The sequence below is a fragment of the Streptomyces oryzae genome (assembly GCF_017676365.1).
Taxonomy (GTDB): domain Bacteria; phylum Actinomycetota; class Actinomycetes; order Streptomycetales; family Streptomycetaceae; genus Streptomyces; species Streptomyces oryzae.
Map to the genome: position 1 here is coordinate 16,355 of NZ_JADKMA010000040.1, position 25,675 is coordinate 42,029.

A 25,675-nucleotide genomic window follows, 5' to 3' on the forward strand; every position below is an offset into this window, starting at 1 on the left:
AACCGCCATGGCGGGCCACACCGACAACAGCATCGTCATCGACGCGCCGATGGACCTGGTCTGGGACATGACCAACGACCTGAAGTCCTGGCCGAACCTGTTCAGCGAGTACGCGGCCGTCGAGGTGCTGGAGGAGAACGACTCGGAGCACGGCCGGGAGATCGTCTTCCGGCTCACCATGCACCCGGACGAGGACGGCAACGCCTGGAGCTGGGTCTCCAAGCGCGTCCCCGACCCCGCCAAACGCCAGGTGCGGGCCCACCGGGTGGAGACCGGGCCGTTCGAGTACATGAACATCTACTGGGAGTATCTGCCCGAGGGCGACGGCGTGAAGATGCGCTGGGTGCAGGACTTCCACATGAAGGAGGCCGCGCCGGTCACCGACGACGGCATGACCGAGCATCTGAACCGCAACACGGCCATCCAGATGAAGCTCATCAAGGAGAAGATCGAAAAAGCGGCGAAGGCAGCGGCGGCCCAGTGATCGCGTATCTCGCCCCGCTCGTCGTCCTGCTCAACGGGCTGGCCGCCGGAGTCCTGTTCGGCACCCAGCTCGGCGGCTGGCCGCTGCTGGCGGTGCTGCCCGCCGACCGGTACGTGCACGCGCACGCGTTCTTCGCCACCCGCTACGACCCGGCCATGCCGATCTGTCTGCTCGGCACGCTGGCCGGGGACATCTGGCTGGCGGCGGTCAGCCCGCACGCGGTGGCCCGCGGCCTGTTCGTCGCGGGTGCCGTACTGGCGGCGGCCACCGTCGTCATCTCGCTCACCAAGAACGTCCCGGTCAACAAGTGGGTGCAGACCCTCGACCCGGACAACCTGCCCGCGGACTTCGCCGACCACGACCCGCGCCGGCGCTGGGGCGCCTGGAACCAGCGCCGCAGCGCGCTGACCGTGCTCGCCCTGTTCGTCAACTGCGCGGCCCTCACGCTGCTGCTGTGACATACGACCCGCTACGGAGGAACTTATGGATCTCGGCCTCAAGGGCAAGAAAGCCCTGGTCACCGGCGGTACCAGGGGAGTGGGCCGGGGCATCGCGCTCGCCCTGGCCGAGGCCGGCGCCGATGTGCTGACCTGCTATCAGAAGGAGAGCGAGGCCGTCGCCTCGCTGGAGGCAGCGCTCAAGGAGACCGACGGCGACCACCACGTGGTCTGCGCCGACGTCTCGGACCCGGACAGCGTCGGCGCCCTCATCGCCGAGGCCCGCACCCGCTGGGGCCGGCTGGACCTGGTCGTCAACAACGCGGGCGCCATCAGCCACATCCCCTACGCCGAGCTGCCGCTGGAGGAGTGGCGGCGGATAGTCGACACCAACCTCACCGGCGTCCACCTGGTCATCCAGGCGGCGCTGCCGCTGCTGGGCGAGGGCTCGTCCGTCGTCAGCATCGGCTCCAAGGCGGTGGAGGCGGGCATCCCGCTGCGCTCCCACTACACCGCCACCAAGGCCGCACTGGTCGGCCTGAACCGCTCGCTGGCCAAGGAGTTCGGAGCCAAGGGCATCCGCTTCAACGTCGTCGCGCTCGGCGTCATCGAGACGGAGAACCTGCACAAGATGCCCGAGGACCAGCAGAAACTCATGATCGAGCGGTACAGCGCCAAGACCGCGCTGGGCCGGCTCGGCACCCCCGACGAGGTCGCCGGCGCCATCCTGTGGCTGGCCAGCGACCTGTCCCGCTATGTCACCGGCGCCACCATCGGCGTGGACGGAGGGATCTCGTGACCACCGAAGCCAGGACAGAGGGCCAGTTCCGGGTGCTGCTGCGGATGCAGATCAACCCCGGCATGGAGGCCGACTTCGAGAAGGTGTGGCGCGGCAGCACCGAGGCCGTCACCGGCCACCCCGCCTGCCTGGGCCAGTGGCTGTCCAAGTCCGCCGACGAGGAGTCCACCTACTACATCGTCAGCGACTGGGTGGACGAGCCCGGCTTCCGCGAGTTCGAGACCAGCGAGGCCCACCTCGCCCACCGCGAGCGGCTGCACCCCTACCGCTCCCAGGGCTCCTTCAACACCATGACGGTCGTCGCACACGTACCCGGCAAGGCGGGCTCGGAGGGCTCGGATGCCCGCTGAGGTCCGCGTACTGGTCCACCAGGCGGCGTACGACGACGAGCAGCTGGCCGCGGTGCGCGCGGCGTACCACCAGGTCAGCAAGCGGATGGCACAGGTGCCCGGCATGCTCGGCAACGAGCTGCTGCGCTCACCGGCCGACCCCACCGCGCTCGTCGTCGTCAGCCGCTGGTCCGGCATGGCGGCCTTCCGCGCGTGGGAGGAGGGCGCCACCCACAAGGACGACACCGCCCCGCTGCGCCCGTACCGGGACACGCGGCTGGCGGTGCCGTTCGGCATCTACGAGGTGGATGCCGCCTACTGACGGCCGCGCGCCGCGAACCCAAGGGACTGACATGACAACCTCAGCAACGCTGACAACGGAACACCCCTCCTGGGTCTCGTGCACCAACTGCCGTTCCCTCGTCTACGGCAAGCGGTACAAGCGGCTGCTGCACGTGTGCCCCGAGTGCGGGGCACACGCCCGCCTGGACGCACCCGCGCGGATAGCCCAGCTCTTCGACGAGGGCAGCGTCCAGTACCTCGACGTACCTTCCACGCAGCACAACCCGCTCGACTTCGTGGACCAGCGTCCGTACGCCGAACGGCTCCAGCAGGCCCGCCACAGGACCGGCCAGCAGGACGCCGTACTCGCGGTGCGGGGCCGCGTCGAGGGGCGCCCGCTGACCGCGGCCGTGATGGACTTCCGCTTCTTCGGCGGCAGCCTCGGCGTCGCGGCGGGCGAGGCGGTCACCACGGCCGCCGAGCACGCGCTGCGGGACCGCACCCCTCTTCTGCTCGTCACCGCCTCAGGGGGTGCGCGGATGCAGGAGGGGGCGCTGTCGCTGATGCAGATGGCCAAGACCAGCAACGCGCTGGCCGAGCTGGACGAGGCCGGGCTGCTGACCGTCACCCTGGTCACCGATCCGACCTACGGCGGAGTCGCCGCCTCCTTCGCGACCCTCTCGGACGTGGTGGTCGCCGAGCCAGGCGCCCGGATGGGGTTCGCCGGGCCGCGCGTCATCGAGCAGACCATCCGCCAGCAGCTGCCGGACGGCTTCCAGACCGCCGAATTCCTGCGCGCCCACGGACTGGTGGACGACGTGTGGGAACGCGGCGAACTGCGGGCCAGGCTCGCGCGGTTGCTGGCCGTCTCGGACACGCCGGCACCCGCCTGGGGCAGCGCCGAGGAGGATCCGGTCGTCCGGGACAGCCAGCTGCTGGACCAGCTGCCCGCCTGGGACTGCGTACAGCTCGCCCGCGAGGCCGGCCGGCCCACCACCCTCGAGCACATCGGCTTCTGGCTGGACGGCTTCGTCGAGCTGCACGGCGACCGCGCGGGCGAGGAGTGCCCGGCGATCGTCGGCGGGATCGGCTGTCTGGACGAGCTTCCCGTGATGGTCATCGGGCACCAGAAGGGCCACACCACCGCCGAGTTGGTGGCCCGCAACTTCGGCATGCCCTCGCCCGCCGGCTACCGCAAGGCGGCCAGGCTGATGCGGCTCGCGGCGAAGCTGGGCCTGCCCGTCGTCACCTTGATCGACACCCCCGGCGCCTACCCCGGGCTCACCGCGGAGGAGAGCGGCCAGTCCGGCGCCATCGCCGAGAACCTGCGGCTGATGGGGTCGCTGCCGGTACCGGTGGTCGCCGTGGTGACCGGCGAGGGCGGCAGCGGAGGCGCGCTCGCGCTCGGCGTCGCCGACCGCGTGCTGATCTGCGCGAATGCGACCTACTCGGTGATCAGTCCGGAGGGCTGCGCGGCCATCCTGTGGAAGAACGCCGCGGAGGCGGCTGTCGCCGCCGATGAGTTGGCACTTGATGCGGCGTCCTTGCTGAGGCTCGGCGTGGTGGACGGGGTGATCCCCGAGCCCGAGGGCGGCGGTCATGTGGATACGGCCACCCTGAGCGACTCCGTGCGGAGGGCTGTTGTGGCAGCCCTCCGGGAGTTGCGCTCCGCGCCGGGTCAGGAGTCGGTGACCGCACGGAGACGCCGTTTCCGGTCCTTCGGACTCGCGGACGGCGCGTGAGGTCCGGGGAGGGGGTGGCCCGGTCCGTTTGCTGCGGGCTGCCTGTCCGTTGTGGCTTGGCGCGCAGTTCCCCGCGCCCCTTAAAAGGAACCCGCGAAGCTTGGGCAGTCTGCGCCAGGGGCGCAGGGTGGGCAAGCGCAGCACCCATGCGGGGTACGCATTACCGATCGAGAGGCACTCATGAGTGAGCTCACCCAGACACAGGGCTCCGACGACACATTTTCCGGGCTGGACTACGACAACAACGGCCTGGCCCTCGCGGACATCTGCCGCAGCATCGCGGAGGTTGTCCGGGTGGGTCCGGACAAGCCCCGCAGGGTCCGGATCGCACTCGGCGCGGCAAGCGTTGAGGTCGAGTGGGAACAGGACCGCGGCCAGCCGTCCTCCGTCGTCCTGGAGCCGCAAGGCGGAACCGGCGCCGCGGGGGGCGCCGGAGACGACATCCTCGAGGGGCACCGCGAATGCGCGCCCCTCGTCGGCACCTTCTACGCGGCCCCGTCACCCGGCGCACCCCCCTTCGTCCAGCCGGGCGACCACGTGGAGCAGGGTCAGCAGCTCGGCATCATCGAGGCGATGAAGCTGATGAACCCGCTGGAGGCCACCCGCCCAGGGCGGGTGGTCGAGGTGCTGGTCGGCGACGGCGAGCCCGTCGAGTACGGCGAGCCGCTGGTGCTGATCGACCCCGACGACGCCACCGGCGGCAGCCAGGACGAGGGGGCGTGAGATGGGCTTCGGCACCGTGCTGGTGGCCAACCGGGGCGAGATCGCGATACGGGTGATGCGGACCTGCCGCGAGCTGGGCATCCGCACCGTGGCGGTGCACTCGACGGCCGACAAGGACAGCAGCCATGTGCACGCGGCGGACGCCGCGGTGCAGATCGGCCCGGGGGCACCCCGCAAGTCGTATCTGTCGGCGCCGGCCGTGATCGAGGCGGCGCTGCGCACCGGGGCCGACGCCGTCCATCCGGGCTACGGATTCCTGTCCGAGGACCCGGACTTCGCGGAGATCTGCGCGGAGAACGGGCTGACGTTCATCGGGCCGCGCCCCGAAGTGCTGGCCAGGCTCGGCGACAAGGCGGTGGCCAGGTCGCTGATGACGGACGCGGGGCTGCCGGTGCTGCCGGGCAGCCCCGGCACGGTGGACAGCGCCGCCGAGGCGTCCGATCTGGCCTCCAGGATCGGCTACCCGCTGATCATCAAGGCGGCCGCCGGCGGCGGGGGCCGCGGGATGACCGTCGTACGGCAGACCTCCGACCTGCTGCCCGCCTACCGGCAGACCCGGGCGACCGCGCAGGCCGTCTTCGGCGACAACCGCGTCTACATGGAGCGGTACTGCGACAGCGCCCGCCATATCGAGGTGCAGGTGCTCGCCGACGGACACGGCACCGTGCTCCACCTGGGCGAGCGGGACTGCTCCGTACAGCGCCGGCACCAGAAGCTGATCGAGGAGAGCCCGGGGCCGGGGCTGCATCCGCAACTGCGCTCGGCCATGGCCCGCGCCGCGGTGCGCGGCGCCCGCGCGATCGGCTACACCGGCGCGGGCACCTTCGAGTTCCTGGTGCACGACGAGGGCTTCTCCTTCATGGAGATGAACTGCCGTATTCAGGTGGAGCATCCGGTCACCGAGGCGGTGTACGGGGTCGATCTGGTGCGCGAGCAGATCCGGGTCGCCTCAGGTGAGGCGCTGCGGATGACCCAGGAGGACCTGGTGCCGCGCGGGGTGGCCGTCGAGTGCCGGGTCAACGCGGAGGACCCGGCACGGGACTTCGCGCCCGCGCCGGGCACCCTGGACGAATTCGTCCCGCCGGGCGGCCCGTTCGTGCGGGTGGACACCCATGGCCGGGCGGGCTGGAAGGTGCCGCCGCAGTACGACTCGCTGCTGGCGAAGGTCATCTGCTGGGCACCCGAACGGGACGAGGCGCTGGACCGCATGGACCGGGCACTGGCCGAGTTCCGTATCGCCGGGCCCGGGGTGCACACCACCGTCCCGCTGCTGCGCGAGATCGTCGCCGACCCGGTCTTCAGGGCCGGCAAGCACATCACCTCGTTCCTCGACAGCCGGGATGACCGCCAGGGCTGAATCCGTCCGGGCCCGGCCCGGGTGCCGCCCGCCCATGCGACGGTGCCGATGCCGGTGAACCCGGGCGAGTGAGGGCGGCGGCGAACTGCTCCACCAGAACGGCGGCTCCGCGCAGGCCGCCCTCGGCGAGTGCGCGCAGCAGCGGAGTGCCGACCACCACCCCGGCCACGTCCGTCCGACGGACGATGGAAGCGGCCAGGGCAGGAGTGGAGACCCCGATGCCGGCGAGGACCGGAGTTGCCGGAGCCGCACGCCGCAGTGACGCGACGAAGGAGGCGAGGCCTTCGAGGTCCAGCTCCGCGGAACAGCCCGTGCGCTGTCCGGCGGCCGCTGGTGCGTAGAGGAATCCTGTGGCGGCCCGGCATGTGGCGGTCAGCTCGGCGGACGACGACTCGCGGCCGGCCAGTAGAGGAGCGCTGATTCCAGCACGGGCGGCTTCGGCCGTCCACGCCGCGACGCTTTCCGGGGGGACGTCGGGAACGAAGCACCCCGCAGCTCCGCCGGCAGCCAGATCGCGAATTGTGCGCTGCGGGCCGTACGCCAGGACGGTGGCCCAGTAGCTCATCGTGATGACGGGCGTGCTGGTGACGGCCGTCACCTGCTGCACCGTGGCGACCGTGACGTCCATGCCGTGTCCCGGTCCTGCCTGGCGATGGGCCGCGGCGATGGTCGGGCCGTCCAGCCACGGGTCTGTCGCCGGAGCGCCGATTTCGAGCAGGCTCGCACCGCTGCGCGCATAGGCGGTGAGGAGTTCCACCCCTGTGCGCTCATCTGGAAACCCCGCCAACGAGAACGCTCCGAGGACAGGCTGCTGTTGACCCGGCGAACGGGACAGTGCCGCGGTCGGGCAGCTCGCGCCGTGACCCGCTGTGTCGTGTGTATCTATGCCAGGCTTCAATCGACGTTCACCTGCGCCCCCGTCACTTGGACAGTCGAAAACGCGCCAACCGCAACGCCGTTGGCGCAAGGACTGGATCATGGCGCAGGTCGGTGGTGTGGCGCCACCCTCTTCTCGACTCCCTCGAAAGAAGGCCATCCAGTGCTGCACTTACCGCTGTTGACGGATGGAGCGGCAAACACAGCGCGAACGATCAGCAGGCCGAAAGTCGCCCCTCAGTTGAGGGCTTCGTGACGGGCGCTCAGCGTCGTAGGCACGCCAGACGCTCGGCTGGGGCATCCAGCCGAGCGTCTGGCCAGGTGAGGTGGTCGTACGTGAGGAGCGGCGTCAGCTCTTGGCTTCCGCGCGGTCCTTCTCCTCGCCCTCACCCTCCTCGCCCCAGCTCTCGTAGCCGCGCACCTCGCGCGGCATCGTCTGGGCGAGCAGCGCGACGACGACGAGGCCGCTGACCGTGAACCATACGAAGCGCCCGAAGGTGTCGGTGAACATGTCGGCGCGACTGGCGTCGACCGCCTTGTCCACGGCCTGCTGCACCTTGGGATCGCTGCCGGCCTTGGCGAACGCCGTGCCGCAACTGGCAGGCTGCTTGTCGGGGTTCTCCTCCTTGGCGTAGTCGAGGAAGCAGGGGCGCAGCTCGCCGGAGAGCTCCCGCGCCTCGGCCGCCGGGGTGCCGGCCGCGATCAGTTCGGATCGCAACTGCTTGTCGTGCCCGTCATACGCGTCGGGTGCGGCGTTGGCGAGCGGTGTGAACAGCAGGACGCCCAGCAGTGCGGCGCCTGTCGCGTTGCCGAGCTGTACGGCGGCGCTCAGCGATCCGGCGGCCGCCCCCGCGTCCCGGCCCTCCACATGGGCGCCGGCGACGGTGAAGGCCGGGCCGATCACGCCGCCCATGCCGATGCCCGCGAGGAACAGCCCCGGAGCCAGCTCGTACCAGCTCGCGCCCGGCTCCAGCGCCATCGAGAACCACAGCATGCCCGCGGCCATCACCAGCGCACCGGCGGTCAGCAGATGCCGTCCCAGCTTGCCGACCAGACCGTCGGCGGCACCGGAGGTGAGGCCGGCGCCGATCGCCCACGGCAGGAACAGCAGACCGGTGCGCATGGCGCTGTAGCCGAGCCCGATCTGGAGCGTGAGCGAGATCGCCAGGAAGAACCCGATCATCGTGGCGTCGAAGACGAACAGCACAATGGTGCCCGCGCTGAACCCTGGCTGTCCGAACAGCCGCAGCGGCACCAGCGACGAGTGGTCCCTTCGTTCCTTCGCGCGGGCGTGCAGCGCATAGCCGACCATGACGACCGGCGCGGCGATCAGCGCGATGACCATCCAGGCGGGCCAGCCACTGGTACGCCCCTGCACCAGGGGGTACAGCAGGAGCAGCAGGCTGGCACTGACCAGGACGACACCGAGAATGTCCATCCGCAGCGGGAAGTCCGACTTGGTCTCCGGCACCAGGACGGAGGCGGCGAACAGCGCCGCCACCCCGATCGGCACGTTGACGAGGAAGACCGCACGCCAGCCCAGCCCCAGCACGTCATAGGCGACGAACACGCCGCCCAGCAGCGGCCCGGCCACCGCGGCCAGTCCCGTCACGGCACCGTAGGCACCGCTGGCGCCACCGCGCTCGTTGCCCGGGAAGATCGCGTAAACCGTCGCCATGATCTGCGGCACCATCAGCGCCGAGGCGATGCCCTGCACCGCACGCGCGGTCACCAGCACCTCGACGCTGGGCGCGAGACCGCACAGCAGCGAGGAGAGCGTGAACAGGCCGATGCCCAGCAGGAAGATCCGCTTGCGTCCGTAGCGGTCCCCCATCCGGCCACCCGTGATCAGCCCGAGGCCGAAGGCGAGGGTGTACGCCGTCACCACCCACTGGGACGCCGCATAGCCGGCGCTCAGATCGTTGCGGATGTCGGGTAAGGCGATGTTGACGATCGTGACGTCCAGCAGGTCCATGAAGGCCGCTGCGAGCAGGACCCCGAGCGCCAGCCAGCGCTTGGGGTACGGCCCCGATTCCGGGGGCACCGTATTCTCCGCTGTGGTGGTCATTTCTCCAACTCCGCACTGTGGGTGCTATGAGGTTGTGGGCGGTCGGGGGCCGGGGCTGGCTCGGAGCGAGCTGCCGGCGTCGGGCGGCATCGGTCACCAGGCGACGGGCATCTCGTCCAGGCCGCGTATCAGCGATCCCCTACGCCAGGTGAGCTCCTCCTCCGCCACCGCGAGCCGCAGCCCCGGGAAGCGGCTGAGGAGGGTCCCGAGCGCGATGTGCAGTTCCATCCTGGCGAGTTGGGCGCCGAGACAGAAGTGGGCGCCGTGCCCCATCGCCAGATGGTGGTTGGGCTCCCGGTGGAAGTCCAGCTCATCGGGGTGGTCGAAGGCGGCCGGGTCACGGTTCGCCGCACCCAGGTCGACGATCACCGCCTCGCCCGCGGCGACCGGCACCCCGTGCAGCACCGTGTCCTCGGTCACCAGGCTCGCGAAGGCCGAGCCCGCGCCGGTGGGTACGTACCGCAGCAGCTCCTCGACGGCCCTGGGCCACAGCTCGGGGTGCTCGCGCAGTTCCTGAGCGCGTGCGGGGTTGTGCAGCAGCACGTAGGTGAAGTTGGTGATCTGGTTCAGGGTGGTCTCGTGGCCGCCGATGAGCAGCGCCACGCCCAGCCACACCAGCTCCTGCTCGGTCAGCTTGTCGTCGTCGTCCCGCGCGGTCACCAACGCGCCGAGCAGGTCGTCGGTGGGGTTGGTGCGGCGCTCGGCGACCAGTTGGGCGAAGTAGCCGAAGAAGTTGCCCATGGCGGCCTTGACCTCGTCCGAGTCGAAGGCCGTGGTGCCCATGATTCCTTCGGTGAAGGCGCGGAAGTGCTTCTCGTCCTCCACCGGGACACCCATCACCTCACAGATGACCCGCACCGGCAGCGGAACCGCCAGATGGCGCACCAGATCGGCCGGAGCGCCGTGCGCCACCATGCCGTCCAGCAGTTCGTCTACGGCCTTCTGGATGCGCGGGCGCATGGCCTCAACCCGGCGCGCCGTGAACGCTTTGCTGACCAGGCGGCGCAGCCTGGAGTGCTCGGGCGGATCGAGCGTCATGATCGTCCCGGCGGGCGGGGGTTCGGGCATCAGCCGGGGTATCGCCGGGTTCTCCGCCGCCGCGGCACGGCTGATGGCGGGCGAGGACATCACCTCGCGCACCGCCTCGTATCCCGTCGCCAGCCAGGCGGTGCCGCCGTGCGGCATCGTCACCCGGGTCAGCGGGGCCTCGGCGAGCAGCCTGGCGTAGGCGCGGTGCAGGTCGAGGCGGGGGGGCTCGCCGAACGGGTAGGCGAGGGGCGGCTGTTCCTGCTGTTGCGCTGGCGGCTGCCGACCTGTCGTGGTCACAGCTGGCTCCCTTCGAAGGCTGTTCTTTCGTGCGGAGGTCGCAGCGATGTGACCGGACGCACCGGCCAGGATCCCAACCGCGCCTCAAGTCCGGCTCGAGCGCGACCGGATCCGGTCATACGCCGCTCCAGCCGAAATCGTGGTTGCTGTGCGTGGTGATCTGCACGTAGTTGCCCTCAGGGTCGGTCACATAGGCGTGCCGGTCCCCCCAGGGCTGGTCGCGGGGCTCGAGTACGACAGGTGCTCCGGCCTCGCGGAGCGCGCCGACGGTTTTGTCGACGTCCTCGACGATGACGGTGATGTCGAACCGGTGGCTGCCTGACGTTCCGATGTCCGGCAGCCCGGTCGAGTCGCGTACGGCTGCCCCGTCGGCCAGCGTCAGATGGAACGCGCTCCACTTGAGCGTGATGAAGACCGGTTCCTCCTTGGTGGGGAACCGGTAGGTCTCCACGAAGCCGATGGTCCGGTAGAAGGCGGCCATCGCCTCGATCTCCCCGGTGAAGAGGGTCGGCTGGCCGGCCCTGATGTCGTTGTCGGCGCCGGCAGCCGTGTCGTCCCCTGGCACGATGGATACCTCCTGCGGGTGTAATACGGGCCCGTGTCCCGGGGAGGATCGCGTCCGCCGGGACCGGCCGGACGCTCCCCGGTGTGGCTGAGCGCCGCCGTGACGGAAGGGGCTCTTCCGCCACAACGGCGCACAGCTGCTCTGTCAGTTGTTCGGGGCCGGAGGCTGGACCTCCGCGGTGCGCTCACCGATGTTGAACAGGGTGCCCAGCGGGTCCTTGAAGTCCGCCGACAGGCCCCAGTGCTCCTCGGTGATGTCGTTCGCGATCTCGACGCCACGCGACCGGAGTTCGGCGACCGTCTTGTGGATGTCGTCCACATAGAACGCCGTGTGCGAGCGCTGCCCCGCCGTGCTGGGCATGCCCTCGGGGCGCTGCGCCAGGATGAGGATGGTCCGCTTGTCCGGCGTCACCACCTCCACCCACCCCGCGCCCGGGCACTCCTCGGAGTCGAGGTGGAGCCCGAAGCCCATGGTCCCGGTCCAGAACTCCTTGGCCTTCTGCTGGTCGTCCACGAAGATGAAGATCTTGTTCACGCCATTGATCACTGGGAGTACCTCCGCAGGGCTGGAATGCGCTGACGCCCCAGGAGTAGTGATGGGCCCTCGAAGATGTCTGGGGGGACAGTCGGGGCCCCGGTGCGGTGCCGTCGGCCGCTACCAGTCGATGACGGCCTCCCGCCGCAGGAAGGCGCCCGAGGGGCCGCCGTCGGGCAGCGTGGCAGCGCGGACGATGTGCCCGGCCGCCTCCTGCGGCGACTGCTCGGCGTCGGGCCGCATCCGGGAGCGCACCAGCCCGGGGTTGATCGCGTTCACCAGCACACCGGTGCCCTCCGTCTCCCGGGCGAGCAGCACCGTCAGCGCGTTCAGGGACGCCTTGGAGACGGAGTAGGCGGGGCACGCGCCGGGCAGGCCCAGGGCGAACGACGCGGTGCCGCTGGAGATGTTGACGACCCGTCCCCACCCCCGGCGCACCATGTCCGGCACCAACGCCTGCGCCATCCGCCACGCGCCCAGCAGGTTGACCTCCAGCGTGCTCTCGACCAGCGCCAGGTCGATCCCCGTGGGCTGCTCGCCCCAGTCGAGCTGCACCCCGGCATTGTTGACCAGGATGCCGATCTCGCCCACCCTGGCCGGCAGTCGGTCCACCGCTTCGGCGTCTGTGACGTCCAGCGCCACGCCGCGTGCCCCGTCGCCGAGCCGCTCGGCGGCGGACCGGGCCTCGGCGCCGTTCCGCGACGCGACGATCACACGGTGCCCCCGAGCGTGCAGCAGCGCCGCCACGGCGTGGCCGATGCCGCGGTTGCCGCCGGTTACCAGAGCAGTCCTGGACACCTCCGCCATGGGAACGCCCTCCCGCCTGTTGTCGGAACGTGCTGTGCGTGCGTGCCGTGCCTGGCCGGCGTACGCGGACCGACCCGCGCAGGCCGCGGCGGCAGCATGCCGTGTCCCGGTGGAGTCCCGCTCGACCGTACGGGTGTCAAGTGCCCGGATTCGTACGAGCGTTGAGGTCTCTCCGGCATGATGGAGCGATGACCAGACCGCCGCACAGCGCGACCCCCGACCCCACCGGCTCGCAGGACGGGCCGCCCGCCCGCAGCCGGAAGCGGGTCGTCCGCCGCCGCATCCTGATCACCGCGGGCTCACTGCTGGGCCTGGGCGCGCTGACCGGTGGCGCCTACGGCGTCACCTTCGCGATGGTCTACCGCGACCGCAAGCTGTCCAACGTCGGCGAGCTGGACTTCCGCAACCGAGTGGCCATCCCCCGGCTGCTGGAACCCGAGAAGGACAAGCGCGGCAGGCGGCACTTCACCCTCAAGGCACGCACCGGCACCAGCTCCCTCGTCCCCGGCAAGAAGACACCCACCTGGGGCATCAACGGGCCGTTCCTCGGCCCCACGCTGCGCGCGCGGCGCGGGGACACCGTCTCCGTCGCGTTCAGCAACGCGCTGCCGGAGACCACCACGCTGCACTGGCACGGCATGCATCTGCCCGCCGAGTTCGACGGCGGTCCGCACCAGGCCGTGGCGCCCGGCGCGGAGTGGCGGCCCACCTGGCGCCTCGACCAGCCGGCGGCGACCCTCTGGTACCACCCTCACCCGCACGGCCAGACTGCCGACCACGTCACGCGCGGCATCGCCGGACTCTTCCTCATCGAGGACGAGCACTCCGAAAGCTCCGGCCTGCCGCACACCTACGGCGTCGACGACGTGCCGCTGATCCTCCAGGACCGCGCCTTCCACGACGACGGCTCGCTGTCGCTGCGCGGCGTCTCCTTCATGGAAGAACTGGCCGGCGCCGGCTCCCTCGGCGTTCTCGGCGACAACATCTTCGTCAACGGCACTCCCAACCCGCATCTGCAGGTCACCACCCGGCTGGTGCGGCTGCGCGTGCTGAACGGGTCCAATGCCCGCGTCTACAACCTCGGTCTCACCGACGGCCGCTCCTTCCACCTCGTCGCCCAGGAGAGCGGCCTGCTGCCCGCGCCCCTGCCAGTGCGCCGCCTCCAGCTCGCGCCCGCCGAGCGCGCCGAGATCGTGGTGCCCTTCGAGCCCGGCGAGAAGGTGGTGCTGCGCAGCTTCCCGCCGGACCTCGGCGTGGGCTTCCCCAACGGGCGGCTGGACGGCGGCGAGGACACCTTCGACCTCATCCAGTTCCGCGCCGCGGAGAAGCTCCGCGGCTCCGGCGAGCTGCCCGCGAAGCTGTCCGGGGCGCCAGAGCCGGTGGCGGCGCCCGACTCCGCGAAGCGGCGGAGCTTCGAACTGTCCGGCATCCAGATCAACGGGCGGTCCATGGACATGAACCGTATCGACCAGGTCGCGCCGGCGCGCGCCGTCGAGCTGTGGGACGTGCAGGGCATCGACGGTCTGCCGCACTCCTTCCATGTGCACGGCACCAGCTTCAGCGTCGTCTCCTACGGCGGCCGGCCCACCCCCGAGCGGCTGCGCGGCCTCAAGGACACCGTCTATCTGCGCCCGCAGGAGACGGTACGGCTGGCGGTGCCGGTCCCCGAGTACGTCGACCCGGCCACCCCGTACATGTTCCACTGCCACATGCTCAAGCATGAGGACCAGGGAATGATGGGCCAGTTCACCGTCGTCAAGCCGGGAACGGAGCGCTCGGCACCGCGCCGCGTTCCGGGGGGCCACCACTGAGGGCTTGTTCCGGTGAGGGGCTGCCTCTTGCCCGCCGTCGCGGACTGCGGGCCGTTTGTGGCTTGTCGCGCAGTTCCCCGCGCCCCTGAATGGCTGCCCGGCGAAGCTTGGACAGTACGCCCCCACGGCGCCGGCGTTCGAGTGGTCCGCAAGTGCCCTTGCCTACGCTCCCGGCACGGCGGCAGCAGCCCCGCTGCCCGGCTTGACGAGAGGCGAGGAATCGCATGGGTAACCCACAAGCGCCGGCACCGTCGCGCAGGGCGCTGCTCATCGGCTGCGGGATCGCCGGCCCGGTGCTGGCGCTCTTCCTCCAGCGGATCGGTGTCGAAGCCGTCATCCACGAGGCGAGCGAGGCACCGCGCGACGACGTGGGTGCCTTCCTCAACCTCGCACCCAACGGTCTCGCCGTGCTGGAAACCCTCGGGATCAGGGAGGACGTCGAGCAGTACGGATCGCCCACCACCAGCACGGCCTTCCTCAACCACCGCGGGAAACAGCTCGGTGAGAACCCGGCCGAGACGCTGCTGCTCAAGCGCGGACTGCTGAACAAGGGGCTGCGCGAGGCCGCCGTCGAGCGGGGCATCCGGATCGAGTTCGGGAAGTTCTTCGAGAGCGTCACCGAGACCGGCGACGGCGTCACCGTGCGCTTCCGTGACGGCTCGACCGCTGAGGGCGACTTCATGGTGGGCTGCGACGGCATCCACTCCAGGACGCGGTACTCGGTGCTGCCCGGCGCGCCCAAGCCGACGTACACCGGTGTCATCGGCACCGCCGGCTACACCCGCTCCAAGTACGGCGCGCCCGAGGACGGCACCATGCGGATGTCGTTCTGCCTCGACGGGTTCTTCGGTCACCAGACCACGCCCGGGGGAGAGATCTACTGGTTCGAGAACTACCACCAGGCCCGGGAGCCCGAGCGGGGCGAGATCGAGGCCGTCACCCACGAGGAGTGGCAGCGGCGACTGCTGGCCAAGCACCGCAAGGACCACTTTCCGGTGCCGCAGCTCATCGAGGACACCCCGGCCGGGATCCTCGGCTACCCGATCTACGACATGCCGTCCCTGCCGACCTGGTACAAGGGGCGGGTCTGCCTGGTGGGGGACGCGGCGCACGCCACCTCGCCGCATGTCGGACAGGGCGCCTCCATGGCCATGGAGGACGCCATCGTGCTCGCCAAGTGCCTGCGGGACCTGCCCGCGCCCGAGCGGGCCTTCGCCGCGTTCGAGGAGATCCGCAAGGGCCGCGTCGAGAAGATCATCAAGGAGGGGCGCAAGACCGGCAACCAGAAGGCCGCGACCAACGGCTTCCAGCGCGCCGTACGCGACCTGGTGCTCCCCTTCTTCCTCAAGCTCGGCGTCAAGGCCACCGAGCCCGTCTACTCCTACCGCGTGCCGTGGGACGAGCCGGTGACGGCTGCCCGCGTCTGAGCGCTGTCGGCGTCTGAGCGCTACTGGCCTCTGAGCGCAGGCCGCGGCTGGGAGCCGGCGACCACCGAGGGGCGCGCCCGATCCGGGGCGCGCCCCTGTCCGCGTATGTACGGGCGGTTCCGTTTCGAGGCCGTCTCCACTGCCGCTCCGGCACTCCGGCGCACCGTGCCCGGGAGGGTCCGCGCCTTGCACCCGACCTGTCCAGGACCCAGGACGAATGGAGAAGTTCATGCGTGGTTCCACCCAGATCCTCGTCATCGGGGGCGGGCCTGCCGGGTCCACGGCGGCCGGACTGCTGGCGAAGCAGGGCTTCGAGGTCACCCTGCTGGAGCGTGACCGCTTCCCCCGCTACCACATCGGCGAGTCGATCCTCCCGTCGTGCCGGCCGATCCTGGAACTGCTCGGAGTCTGGGACAAGGTGGAGGCGCACGGCTTCCAGCCCAAGGGCGGCGCCTACTTCTTCTGGGGCCCGGAGGAGTGGGAGGTCAAGTTCGACAACCTGGGCGACGACGGCACCAACGCCTGGCAGGTGATCCGCTCCGAGTTCGACGAACTGCTGCTGCGGCACGCCGAGTCGCTGGGCGTCGAGGTCGTGGAGGACATCACCGTCAAGGAGCTGGAGTTCGACGGCGAGCGCCCCGTCGCCGCGCAGTGGGCCGGCACCAAGGACCCGTCCACCAGCGGGCGCATCGCCTTCGACTACGTCATCGACGCCTCCGGGCGCGGCGGCGTCATGGCGGCCCGGCATGTGAAGAACCGCCAGTACCACGAGATCTTCCGCAACGTGGCTGCCTGGTCGTACTGGAAGAACGTCAAGCCGCTGGACCGCGGGCCCGAGGGCGCCATCGCCGTCTGCTCGGCGCCCGACGGCTGGTTCTGGGTCATCCCGCTGCACGACGGCACCACCAGCATCGGCCTGGTCACCGGACGGGACATCTTCAACGAGAAGCGGAACCGGCTCGGCGGCATCCAGGAGGTCTACGACCAGGTGCTGGCCGAGTGCCCCGCCGTCACCAAGCTGCTGGGCGGTGCCGAGCAGGTCAGCGGCATGAAGGTGGAGCAGGACTACTCCTACACGGCGGAGAACTTCGGCCGCCCCGGCTATCTGATGTGCGGCGACGCCGCCTGCTTCCTCGACCCGCTGCTGTCCACCGGCGTCCACCTGGCCACCTACAGCGCCATGCTGGCCAGCGCGTCCCTCGGCAGCGTCATCCGCGGCGAGGTCGAGGAGGACGAAGCCTGGAACTTCTTCAACACCGTCTACCGGCACGCCTACGAGCGGCTGCTGGTGCTGGTCTCCGTCTTCTACGAGAGCTACCGCGGCAAGGAGCACCACTTCTACAACGCCCAGAAGCTCACCTCCTCGCAGCGCGAGAACCTCAACCTCCAGGACGCCTTCGACCGCATCATCACCGGCATCGCCGACATGGAGGACGCGCAGGACGTCTACGCGAGCGTGCACGCCCACCTCAACGGCGCCGAGAGCGGTGACCCCAACCCGCTCGCCAACCTCAACAAAGTCCACGAGCAGAAGCAGGCCCCCATGAGCGAGCAGAACGCCGTCGGCGGGCTCTACCTCTCCTTCCGTCCGCATCTGCACCTGGCCAGGACGCAGGCCACCGGCGCTGAAGGAGGCCCCGCGTGACCGCCGCCGACTCCGCCCCTCCGGCGCCGGGGAAGGACAGCGGCTCCGCCTCGCTGCGCCCCTGGCCCAACTGGTTCCGCACCCTGTTCATGAGCGACCTGTGGGAGCGCTTCGGCTTCTTCGGGATGCAGGCCATCCTCGTGCTGTTCGCCGTCGCGCCCCGCGACGAGGGCGGACTGGGGCTCGCCAAGGCGGACGCCGCCGCGCTGTTCGGCGCCTGGATCGGGCTTGCCTTCATGCTGTGCCTGCCCGGCGGCTGGATCGCCGACCGGCTGCTCGGCCCCCGCCGTACGCTGCTGCTCGGCGCCGCCGTCACCACGGCCGGGCACTTCGCGCTGGCCACGCCGCTGCTGTGGCTCACCCCGCTCGCGCTGGTCCTGCTGGCAGTCGGCATGGGCCTGTACAAGCCCAACCACCAGGCGCTGCTCAACCTGATGTTCAAGGACAACGGGCGCCGCGAGGCGGGCATCTCGCTGATCTACGTCGGCATCCAGGTCAGCGCGCTCACCTCGCCGCTGATCGCCGGGTTCCTCGGCGAACGCGTCGACTGGCGGCTCGGCTTCGGCGTCTCCGGCACTGCCATGCTCATCGGCACCATCCAGGTAGCACTGGCCAAGCCGCAGTTCCAGGGCGTGGGTGAGAAGCCTGGCCGGCCGCTGGAGGCGGAGGCCGCGCGCCGCGTCAAACGCCGCGCTGGAACCGTCGCGGGCGCGCTTGCGCTGCTGCTGGGCGGTATGGCGGCGGCCGGCGCCCTGACGGCCGGCAGCGGTATCGCCCTGGTCGGCATGGCCTCGATCATCGCGCCCGTCATCGCCTACACCGTGCTCTACCGCAGCCGCGAGCTGGGTCCTGGCGACCGCAGGCGGCTGCGCTCGTTCCTGTGGATCTTCCTGGGCTCGACGCTGTTCTGGTCGCTGATCGCCCAGGACGGCTCGTCCCTGACGCTGTTCGCCAAGCACTCCACCGACCGGGACGTGCTCGGCTTCGAAGTACCGGTCAGCTGGCTCCAGTCGGCCACGCCGCTGTTCATCCTCGTGCTGGCACCGGTGTTCGCCTGGCTGCTGCTCAAGCACGGCGGCGGACGCGCCGGAGTCCCGGCGAAGTTCTCCGCCGGGCTGCTGCTGACCGGCGTCAGCTTCCTCATCATGGCGGTCGCCGCAGGGCTCGCCTCCGGCGACGAGAAGGTCTCACCGCTGTGGCTGCTGGTGGTCTATCTGATGCACGCCTGCGGCGAACTGATCGTCGCCGCCGTGGGCATCGCCGCCGTCGCCGATGTGCTGCCGCGCCGCTTCATCGCGCACATGCTCGGGCTGCTGTGGCTGTTCGCCGCGCTCGGCGGCGGTGCGGGCAGCGGTCTCGTACGGCTGATCGACGTCATCCCCGAGGCGCTGTACTACCTGCTGCTGGCCGTCCTGGCGTTGACCGTCGGCGGCACGCTCGCGCTGCGGCGGCACACCGTGGCACGCGGACTGGCCCCGGAGGGGGAGGCCGACGCCGCGCCCGCGACCGTCAAGGAAGGTGACCTCGCATGACTTCCCTGTCCCCGGCACCGGAATCCACCACCCTCGACTCCCCGGAAGCTTCGTCCCTCGCCCAGCTCGGGCTCGGCTTCGCCGCCTCCAAGCTGCTGCTCAGCGCTCTCGAACTGGGCCTGTTCACCGCGCTCGCCGAGACGGCCGACGGCAGCGCGGAGGCCGAGGAACTGCGCGCCGCACTGGGGTTGCACCCGCGGGCGGCGTCCGACTTCTTCGACGCGCTGACCGCCGTCGGACTGCTGGAGCGCCAGTACGGCCGCTACCGCAACAGCGAGGCGGCCCAGCGCCATCTGGTGCGCGGCCCCGACTACCAGGGCGGTTTCCTGGAGGGCGCGGGCTTCGTCCTCTACCCGGCCTGGGGCCGGCTCACCGAGGCACTGCGCACCGGAAAGCCGCAGGCCGAGGGCGACTTCGAGGCCATGCTCAGCGATCCGCACGCCCGCCGGATGTTCCTGGCCATGCAGGACTCCCTCAGCCAGCCGCTGATCCCGCACCTGCTGGACGCGCTCGACTGGTCCGGGTACGCGACCCTCACCGACGTGGGCGGGGCCCGCGGCAACCTCGCATCCCGCATCGTCCGTGAGCGCCCAGGGCTGACGGCAACCGTCTTCGACCGTCCGCAGAACGCCGAACCGTGCGCGGAGCACACCAAGGACCTGGGGGTGTCGGAAAGCGTCACCTTCTCAGGGGGTGACTTCTTCCAGGACCCACTGCCGCCCGCCGATGTCGTCGTCATCGGCCACGTCCTCGCCGACTTCTCCCGGGACGAGCGCCGCACGCTCATCGAGAAGGCGTACGCGGCCGTCCACGACGGCGGCGCGCTGCTCGTCTACGACCCGATGAACGGCGACAAACCGGAGCTGGCCTCGCTGATCGCCAGCCTGCACATGCTGGTGATGACTCCGGCAGGCGCCGGCTACCACCCCGGCCACTGCACCGGCTGGATGGAGCAGGCCGGCTTCACCGACGTGACCAGCCACCCGCTGCCGCTGGGCAACACCCTGCTGATCGCCCGCAAACGGGCGGCCTGAGCCGAGCCCTCACCGCGTAAGGAGACCGACTGTGGAGATCGGAGTGGGCCTGCCCACCACCGTGCCGGACGTCGACGGGCGGCGGCTCGTCCACTGGGCGGCCCGCGCCGAGGAGCACGGCTTCTCGACGCTGGGCGTACTCGACCGGCTCGTCTACGACAGCTACGAACCCCTCACGGCACTCGCGGCGGCCGCGGCCGTGACGGAACGCATCCGCCTCGCCACCAGCATCCTGCTGGCCGCCTACCGCCCCGGCACCCCGCTGCTGGCCAAGCAACTCGCCACCCTGCACCAGATCTCCGGCGGCCGGCTGACCGTCGGGGCTGCGGCGGGCGGCCGCGAGGACGACTTCCAGGCAACCGGCGCGCCCTACCGGAACAGGGGCCGCCGCCTGGACGCCATCCTCACCGAACTCCGCGCCATCTGGGACGGCAAGGAGACCGACACCGGCGTCGCGGGCATCGGGCCCCGCCCCGCCCCGCCAGGCCCGGAACTGATCGTCGGCGGCCACACTCCCGCGGCCATGCGCCGCGCGGCCCGCCACGCGGACGGCTGGATCGCGGGCGGCAGCTCCGCCACGGCCTACGCCGACCTGGCCCAACAGGCCCGCACCGCCTGGCACACCGAGGGCCGCACCGACAGCCCCCGCCTGGTCGCCCTCGTCTACGCCTGCCTCGGCCCGGACGCCCGCGCCACCGCCGAGCACTACCTCCGCGCCTACTACGCCTTCATCGGCCCCAAGGCGGAGATGGCCGCCAAGGCCGTCATCACCGACGCGGACTCCCTGCGGGAGACGGCCTCGGCGTACGCCGAGGCCGGCTGCGACGAACTCCTCGTCTTCCCCTGCACGGCAGCCCCCGCCCAACTGGACCTCCTGGCGGAGGCCGCTCTTTCCTGACCCCGCCTGCCCGCGCATCGGCGTCGCCATCCTGACGATGGGCAACCGGCCGGCCGAACTGCTGGAGCTGCTGGAGTCGGTTGCCGCGCAGGAGACGTCCGCGCGGCGGGTCGTGGTGGTGGGAAACGGCGCCCCGCAGCCGTCACTTCCCAAGGGGGTGACGGGCCTGGAACTCCCGGAGAACCTGGGCGTGGCCGGGGGCCGGAACGCGGCCCTCGCCCGCCTCGCGGAGTTCGGGGACGTCGATGTGGTGGTGGACCTGGACGATGACGGCCTGCTGATCAGCCGCGATGTCTTCACCCGCCTTGCCCGCCGCTACGAGCAGGACGATCGGCTGGGCATCGTCAGCTTCCGGATCTGCGACGAGCGCGGGCGGACACAGCGCCGCCATGTGCCCCGGCTGCGGGCCGCTGACCCGATGCGCGGCGGACCGGTCACCACCTTCCTCGGCGGCGGACACGCCCTCTCGGCCCGGATGCTGGAGCAGACCGGCGGCTGGCCCGACGCCACCTGCCCGCGCCGCTCGTCCCCGCCTTACTGGCCGCCTGGACCCTCCTCACCCTTGCCCGCACCCGCTCCTGGGGCGGCCTCCGCGCCTGGTGGGGCGGCTTCTCCGAAGGCGTACGCACCCCCTGTCCCCCAAGCGGCTAGCTCGGGTCTCGACGGCGCGGGGTGTGCGTTCAGTGAAGTGACCGGTGTGCCGTTGGTCGCATAAGCCGCACGGGGCACAGGAGTTGACGCCGGATCAACGCGTAGCTGTCCCACCACTGGCCGCTTCACCATGTGTGACGACGGCGACACCATGGGGGCATGACCAGCATCGAGAGTGAACTCCTGAAGGCGCCGACTCCGGCCCGGCGCACCGAGAGTGAGCGTAGGCGGCGCCAGGCGCTCGCTGATGCAGGCGGGTTCGTGCATGTGAGGGACTCCGACCGCGTCCGGCCGCAGCAGCCGTGCTGACGGGGGCCGCACCGGCCGCCACCGGTTACTGGTGCGAGTGGTGGGCGCACGGCGGGACCACGGAGGCGCCGCAACGGCTGCAAGCGCTCGCCGTCGCTGCTCCGCAGCACGCCTTGCGGTGGGCGCGTATCGGGCTCGGCGTGATCGCAGCCACCCTCGACCGTCCCGCACAGGCGTACGCGTTCGACTGGCTGACGGCGGACCCGCGCGCGGCCGAGTCGGAGCTGGCCCGCGGCGAGCCGTTCGGTTTCGCGGTCTCGTGCGGCGAGGCCCGCTTCGAGTGGACGGCCCGCCCGGTGAGCTTCCTGCCCCTGGTGGGCGGGAGCCCGGTGCCGCACGGAGCCGCAGTCAGGGGCACCCACTAGCCCTTGCCGGAGGGAGTCCGAGCAACTGGGGCGCTCCCGCGGAGCTCCGCGGGAAAGGCGAAGTTCCCCAGCGCAGCCGCGCCCCCGCGGCGGCGCCCCAGCACGGAGAGCAGCGGGCCGGTCATCGCGGTGGTCGCCAGCGCCATGACCACCATCAGCGCATACAACTCAGGCCCGATGACCTCCAGTTGGAGCCCTACGGTGAGAATGACCAGCTCCGTCAGGCCGCGCGTGTTCATCAGCGCGGCCAGCACCCCGCTCTGCACCCGCGGAACCCGGTTCAGCCGGGCGCCGACGTACGCGCCGGCGAACTTGCCGGTGATCGCGGTCAGCAGGATCAGCCCGAGCTCGCCCAGCTCGCGGGTGCCCATATGGGAGAGGTCGACCTGGAGGCCGGCCACGACGAAGAAGGCGGGCAGCAGCAACAGCCGGGTCACGTACTCCAGCCGGTCGGTGATCTGGAGCCGCAACTGCCGCGAGGTGTCCCGCGGCATCACGGCGCCGAACAGGAAGGCGCCGAAGACGTAGTGCGCGCCCATCCACTCGGTGGCCAGCGAGGAGAGCAGCAGTCCGCCGAGTACCACGATCAGCTGGTCGGCGGTCACGTGCTCGCGCATCCACCCCTCCCAGCCGGCCCGACGCGCGGCCCCGCGCCGCCCCGCGAACAGCCGCCGCAGACAGGGCCGTACGACGAGCAGCATCGCGGCGAGGTACACCGGCGCCAGCAGCATCCGCCACTGGCCGCCCCCGCCCGCCACGGTGACGACGACGGCCAGCAGCGACCAGGCGAGGATGTCGTCCAGTGCCGCACTGGCCAGCGCGATGCCGCCGATCCTGGTGCGGCCGAGCCCGCTGTCGGCCAGGATCCGGGCGAGTACGGGGAACGCGGTGACCGCCATGGCGGCGCCGAGGAAGAGCACGAAAGCGGTCCGGCTGCTGGTGGCGTGCTGCTCGGCGAGGTACAGCGCCAGCAGCCCGCCGAGGGTGAGCGGCGCCAGTACGGAGCACAGGGACACGCTCACCGCGACGCGTTCCTTGCCGCGCAGCCGCCCCAGGTCGAGCTCGTAGCCGACGACGAACATGAACAGCACCAGGCCGAGGTCGGCCAGCGCGGAGAGCATCGGGCGGATGTCGGCGGGGAAGAGGAAGCGGGCCAGCGCACCGTCGAACAGAGTGGGCCCGACGAGCACGCCGGCCAGCAGTTCCCCGACCACGGGCGGCTGCCCGATCCTGCGCGCGGCGGCGCCCAGCAGCCGGCTCGCCGCCAGGATGGCGGCGAGCCCGATGAAGAAGGACTGCACTTGCTCCGGAGTCATCGGTCCGCCCCCTGTTCCGGCGCCCCCCATACCGGGTAAGCGAGATCCGCGGAGAGGTTAAGGGGGCGCACTCGATGAGGCGTCGAGCTCTTACCGGGGCGGGCTCGTGGCCGCCTTGTGCTGTTTCCGCTCCGCCTCCGGCCGCCCGTACACGCCGCTGGGATCGGGCAGCACCGGCCAGGTGCCGTCCCGGTGCGCGGTGCGGCAGTCCTCGATGAACTCGCGGGAGAACATCGCGCTCAGCGTGGCGACCCCGCCCCGCGCGACGCGGATCTCGCCGCGCTGCAGGGTGCCCGTCAGCCGGATGACGCGGCCGTCGTGTGCCACATGCCGCTCGCGGTCCTTGATCTTGCACCGGCCGACCAGGGCCAGTTCCCGCTCATCGAGGACCGCGTCCTGGGGGAGCAGCAGCTTGATCATGCTCCGTTCGCTCTGCAGCCGCAGCTCGATCTCGCCGTCGGGCAGCTGCGCAGAGCGCAGGTCGAGGTGGACGGAGGAGCGCCGGGTGCGCACGTCGATGGTGCGGGACCGCGTCCAGTGGCCCAGCCGTTTCACACTGGTGTAGAAGGCTTCGACGCGTTCGGGGTGGAGGTCGGTCATGTGCTCTGTGTGCTGGTTGCTCATCGCAGTGTTCCTTCCTGGAACCCGGGCAACAACCCGATAGTGGCAACGCCTTGGAAACCGGCTATCTTGGCAGCCAAGCTAACCGGGTAGTCATTAGTTTGAGAGTCGAGATACTCGTATGTCAAGTGAACAGGTCTCTCCGCCGCAGGAACCGAAGGAGACCGAGCTGCGCCGGCAGCTCGGCGAAGAGGTCCGCGCCCTGCAGAGCGCGACCGACGCCGTGGACGCCGCCACCGCGGACCGGCTGGGTATCAACCGCACCGACCTGCACTGCCTCGACGTCCTCACCCAGCGCGACAGCGCCACCCCCAGCCAGCTGGGCGCCGCGCTCGGCCTGACCACGGGCAGCGTCACGGCGATGCTCGACCGGCTGGCCCGGCTCGGCTACCTCACCCGCGAGCCCGACGCGCACGACCGCCGCAAGTCCGTCGTCCGCGCCACCGCCGGGATCCGGCGCGGCGCCGACGAGCTCTACGGCCCTCTCGCGCAGGACGGCGCCGCACTCCTGGAGCGCTACTCGCTGCCCGAACTGGAGCTCCTCCTGGACTTCGCCCGGCGCAGCCGCGAGATCCAGGAACGGCACCTCGGGCGGCTGCGGGACACCGGGCACGAAGAGTGAGCCGCGCCGGGCTCACCGGGTGCGCGCGCATGGGAACGGGCGTGCCGGGAACGCGGGGACCGGAGCCCACGCCCCCTCCCGCGCAGGAAGCAGGTGTTCGTCATGCCCCAGGCCATCGCCTTCGCCGCGTACGGCGGCCCCGAGGTGCTCCAGCCCACCGGCATCGACATCCCTGAGCCCGACCCGGACCAGGTGCGGGTCGCCGTACGCGCCGCGGGCGTCAACCCGCTCGACTGGAAGCTGCGCAGCGGCAACCTGGCAGCCGTCATGCCCGTCCCGCTGCCGCACATCCCCGGACTGGAGTTCGCGGGCACCGTCGACGCGGTGGGCGACGGCGTCAGCGGTCTGGAGCCGGGCGACGAGGTCTTCGGCCGCGCCCAGTACGCCTACGCCACGCTCCTCATCGCCGACACCGCCCTGCTGCGGGTACGGCCGGACGGTCTGGACGTCTTCCGTGCCGCAGGGCTTCCCGTTGCCGCGGAGGCCGCATACCGCGGACTGGACGAACTGGGCGTCGCCGCCGGAGAGACCGTGCTGGTGCACGGCGCGGGCGGCGCCGTCGGGAACCTCGCCGTCCAGTTCGCGGTGGCCCGCGGTGCGCATGTGGTGGGTACCGCGGCGGAGCGGGTGCACCAGCGGCTGGCCGACCTGGGTGCCGTCCCCGTCAGCTACGGGGAGGGCTGGGCGGAACGGGTACGGGCCGTGGCCCCGCGCGGGGTGGACGCCGTGCTGGACACCTCGGGCGCCGATGTACTGGGCGAGTCCGTCGCGCTGGCGAGCGGTGGCGCGCGGAGGGTGCTCACCCTCGCCGACCCGCGGGCCGCGGAGGCGCACGGGGTGCGGTTCTCCAGCGGCGAGGCCCAGCGCACCGGCCCCGCGCTCGACCAGGCCCTCGCCCTCCACCGTCGCGGCACCCTCACCGTGCCCCTGCACGAGCCGTTTCCCCTCACGGAAGCGGCGCGGGCCCACGCGGCCGGCGAAGCCGGTGGGCTCGACACCAAGCTGGTCCTCACCACGGAGAACTGACGAGGGGCTGCCCCTTGCTCGCCGTTGCAGACTGCGGGGTGCGTTGTGGCTTGTCGCGCAGTTCCCCGCGCCCCTTCGGGGCGCAGCCC

At 71.1% G+C, this 25,675-nt stretch carries 25 protein-coding genes and 1 pseudogene; 18 read left to right on the plus strand and 8 right to left on the minus strand.

The features are described from left to right. The first annotated feature begins 7 nt into the window (after positions 1-7). From ITI46_RS10525 to accC, 8 genes are all read left to right on the plus strand, one after another. Positions 8-484: an SRPBCC family protein gene (locus ITI46_RS10525; RefSeq protein ID WP_209239193.1), complete on the plus strand. Its 477-nt coding sequence runs from the start codon at positions 8-10 to the stop codon at positions 482-484. After that, positions 481-942 (plus strand): anthrone oxygenase family protein, encoded by a 462-nt coding sequence (locus tag ITI46_RS10530; protein WP_209239194.1) that lies wholly within the window; start codon positions 481-483, stop codon positions 940-942. The genes ITI46_RS10525 and ITI46_RS10530 overlap by 4 nt, the downstream gene beginning before the upstream one ends. Positions 943-967: 25 nt before the next feature. After that, positions 968-1,720 (plus strand): SDR family NAD(P)-dependent oxidoreductase, encoded by a 753-nt coding sequence (locus tag ITI46_RS10535; protein WP_209239195.1) that lies wholly within the window; start codon positions 968-970, stop codon positions 1,718-1,720. Next, on the plus strand, positions 1,717-2,070 hold the full coding sequence (locus ITI46_RS10540) for an antibiotic biosynthesis monooxygenase family protein (protein WP_307808120.1): 354 nt from the start codon (positions 1,717-1,719) through the stop codon (positions 2,068-2,070). Before ITI46_RS10535 ends, ITI46_RS10540 begins: the two co-directional genes overlap by 4 nt. Next, on the plus strand, positions 2,060-2,371 hold the full coding sequence (locus ITI46_RS10545; RefSeq protein ID WP_209239196.1) for an antibiotic biosynthesis monooxygenase family protein: 312 nt from the start codon (positions 2,060-2,062) through the stop codon (positions 2,369-2,371). Before ITI46_RS10540 ends, ITI46_RS10545 begins: the two co-directional genes overlap by 11 nt. Positions 2,372-2,402: 31 nt before the next feature. Then, a complete protein-coding gene (gene accA / locus ITI46_RS10550) occupies positions 2,403-4,073 on the plus strand; it encodes an acetyl-CoA carboxylase carboxyl transferase subunit alpha (protein WP_209239197.1) in 1,671 nt (556 codons plus the stop codon). Between the two features lie 180 nt (positions 4,074-4,253). Next, positions 4,254-4,796, plus strand: coding sequence for an acetyl-CoA carboxylase biotin carboxyl carrier protein (locus ITI46_RS10555; protein ID WP_209239198.1), 543 nt, complete (start codon positions 4,254-4,256; stop codon positions 4,794-4,796). A 1-nt stretch (position 4,797) separates the two neighbouring features. Beyond that, positions 4,798-6,153 (plus strand): acetyl-CoA carboxylase biotin carboxylase subunit, encoded by a 1,356-nt coding sequence (gene accC / locus ITI46_RS10560; protein ID WP_209239199.1) that lies wholly within the window; start codon positions 4,798-4,800, stop codon positions 6,151-6,153. On the opposite strand, the gene ITI46_RS10565 is transcribed toward accC, so the two are convergent. The 6 genes from ITI46_RS10565 to ITI46_RS10590 form a co-directional block, all read right to left on the minus strand. Further along, complete coding sequence (locus tag ITI46_RS10565) at positions 6,113-7,189, minus strand: tryptophan synthase subunit alpha (RefSeq protein WP_307808122.1); 1,077 nt, start codon at positions 7,187-7,189, stop codon at positions 6,113-6,115. The two genes, accC and ITI46_RS10565, sit on opposite strands and share 41 nt — an antisense overlap. A 189-nt stretch (positions 7,190-7,378) precedes the next feature. Next, positions 7,379-9,097, minus strand: a complete 1,719-nt coding sequence (locus ITI46_RS10570; protein WP_209239201.1) for an MFS transporter — start codon at positions 9,095-9,097, stop codon at positions 7,379-7,381. Between the two features lie 93 nt (positions 9,098-9,190). Beyond that, the gene (locus ITI46_RS10575; protein WP_307808121.1) at positions 9,191-10,423 is read right to left on the minus strand and encodes a cytochrome P450; all 1,233 of its coding nucleotides are present in this window, start codon (positions 10,421-10,423) and stop codon (positions 9,191-9,193) included. Between the two features lie 115 nt (positions 10,424-10,538). After that, a complete protein-coding gene (locus tag ITI46_RS35475) occupies positions 10,539-10,988 on the minus strand; it encodes a VOC family protein (RefSeq protein ID WP_209239202.1) in 450 nt (149 codons plus the stop codon). Between the two features lie 144 nt (positions 10,989-11,132). Further along, a complete protein-coding gene (locus ITI46_RS10585; protein ID WP_209239203.1) occupies positions 11,133-11,534 on the minus strand; it encodes a VOC family protein in 402 nt (133 codons plus the stop codon). 108 nt (positions 11,535-11,642) lie between these two features. Beyond that, on the minus strand, positions 11,643-12,329 hold the full coding sequence (locus ITI46_RS10590; RefSeq protein ID WP_209239204.1) for an SDR family NAD(P)-dependent oxidoreductase: 687 nt from the start codon (positions 12,327-12,329) through the stop codon (positions 11,643-11,645). A gap of 188 nt (positions 12,330-12,517) precedes the next feature. Here ITI46_RS10590 and ITI46_RS10595 point away from each other — a divergent pair, with 188 nt between their 5' ends. From ITI46_RS10595 to ITI46_RS10630, 8 genes and pseudogenes are all read left to right on the plus strand, one after another. Then, positions 12,518-14,140, plus strand: a complete 1,623-nt coding sequence (locus ITI46_RS10595; RefSeq protein ID WP_209239205.1) for a multicopper oxidase family protein — start codon at positions 12,518-12,520, stop codon at positions 14,138-14,140. A 224-nt stretch (positions 14,141-14,364) separates the two neighbouring features. After that, positions 14,365-15,567 carry an FAD-dependent oxidoreductase gene (locus tag ITI46_RS10600; RefSeq protein ID WP_209239206.1) on the plus strand — a complete coding sequence of 401 codons (1,203 nt, stop codon included), beginning with the start codon at positions 14,365-14,367 and terminating at the stop codon, positions 15,565-15,567. 229 nt (positions 15,568-15,796) lie between these two features. After that, positions 15,797-17,212 (plus strand): NAD(P)/FAD-dependent oxidoreductase, encoded by a 1,416-nt coding sequence (locus ITI46_RS10605; RefSeq protein ID WP_209239207.1) that lies wholly within the window; start codon positions 15,797-15,799, stop codon positions 17,210-17,212. Further along, positions 17,209-18,744, plus strand: coding sequence for a peptide MFS transporter (locus ITI46_RS10610; protein ID WP_209239208.1), 1,536 nt, complete (start codon positions 17,209-17,211; stop codon positions 18,742-18,744). Before ITI46_RS10605 ends, ITI46_RS10610 begins: the two co-directional genes overlap by 4 nt. Further along, on the plus strand, positions 18,741-19,778 hold the full coding sequence (locus ITI46_RS10615; protein WP_209239209.1) for a methyltransferase: 1,038 nt from the start codon (positions 18,741-18,743) through the stop codon (positions 19,776-19,778). The genes ITI46_RS10610 and ITI46_RS10615 overlap by 4 nt, the downstream gene beginning before the upstream one ends. Before the next feature lie 31 nt (positions 19,779-19,809). Further along, positions 19,810-20,676 carry an LLM class flavin-dependent oxidoreductase gene (locus tag ITI46_RS10620; RefSeq protein ID WP_209239210.1) on the plus strand — a complete coding sequence of 289 codons (867 nt, stop codon included), beginning with the start codon at positions 19,810-19,812 and terminating at the stop codon, positions 20,674-20,676. A gap of 37 nt (positions 20,677-20,713) precedes the next feature. Then, positions 20,714-21,312 (plus strand): annotated as a pseudogene (locus ITI46_RS10625) (glycosyltransferase family 2 protein); the annotation flags it as partial. A 317-nt stretch (positions 21,313-21,629) separates the two neighbouring features. Then, complete coding sequence (locus ITI46_RS10630) at positions 21,630-22,001, plus strand: hypothetical protein (protein WP_209239211.1); 372 nt, start codon at positions 21,630-21,632, stop codon at positions 21,999-22,001. Here the strand turns inward: ITI46_RS10630 and ITI46_RS10635 are convergent. Both ITI46_RS10635 and ITI46_RS10640 read right to left on the minus strand, forming a co-directional pair. Next, positions 21,998-23,317: a cation:proton antiporter gene (locus ITI46_RS10635; protein WP_209239212.1), complete on the minus strand. Its 1,320-nt coding sequence runs from the start codon at positions 23,315-23,317 to the stop codon at positions 21,998-22,000. The genes ITI46_RS10630 and ITI46_RS10635 overlap by 4 nt on opposite strands. A 90-nt stretch (positions 23,318-23,407) precedes the next feature. Next, positions 23,408-23,941, minus strand: coding sequence for a hypothetical protein (locus ITI46_RS10640; RefSeq protein WP_209239213.1), 534 nt, complete (start codon positions 23,939-23,941; stop codon positions 23,408-23,410). Positions 23,942-24,059: 118 nt separating this feature from the next. On the opposite strand from ITI46_RS10640, the gene ITI46_RS10645 reads away from it, so the two are divergent. Together ITI46_RS10645 and ITI46_RS10650 are read left to right on the plus strand one after the other, a co-directional pair. Beyond that, a complete protein-coding gene (locus tag ITI46_RS10645) occupies positions 24,060-24,560 on the plus strand; it encodes a MarR family winged helix-turn-helix transcriptional regulator (RefSeq protein WP_209239214.1) in 501 nt (166 codons plus the stop codon). A gap of 102 nt (positions 24,561-24,662) precedes the next feature. Beyond that, positions 24,663-25,586 carry an NADP-dependent oxidoreductase gene (locus ITI46_RS10650; RefSeq protein WP_209239215.1) on the plus strand — a complete coding sequence of 308 codons (924 nt, stop codon included), beginning with the start codon at positions 24,663-24,665 and terminating at the stop codon, positions 25,584-25,586. Positions 25,587-25,675 lie beyond the last annotated feature (89 nt).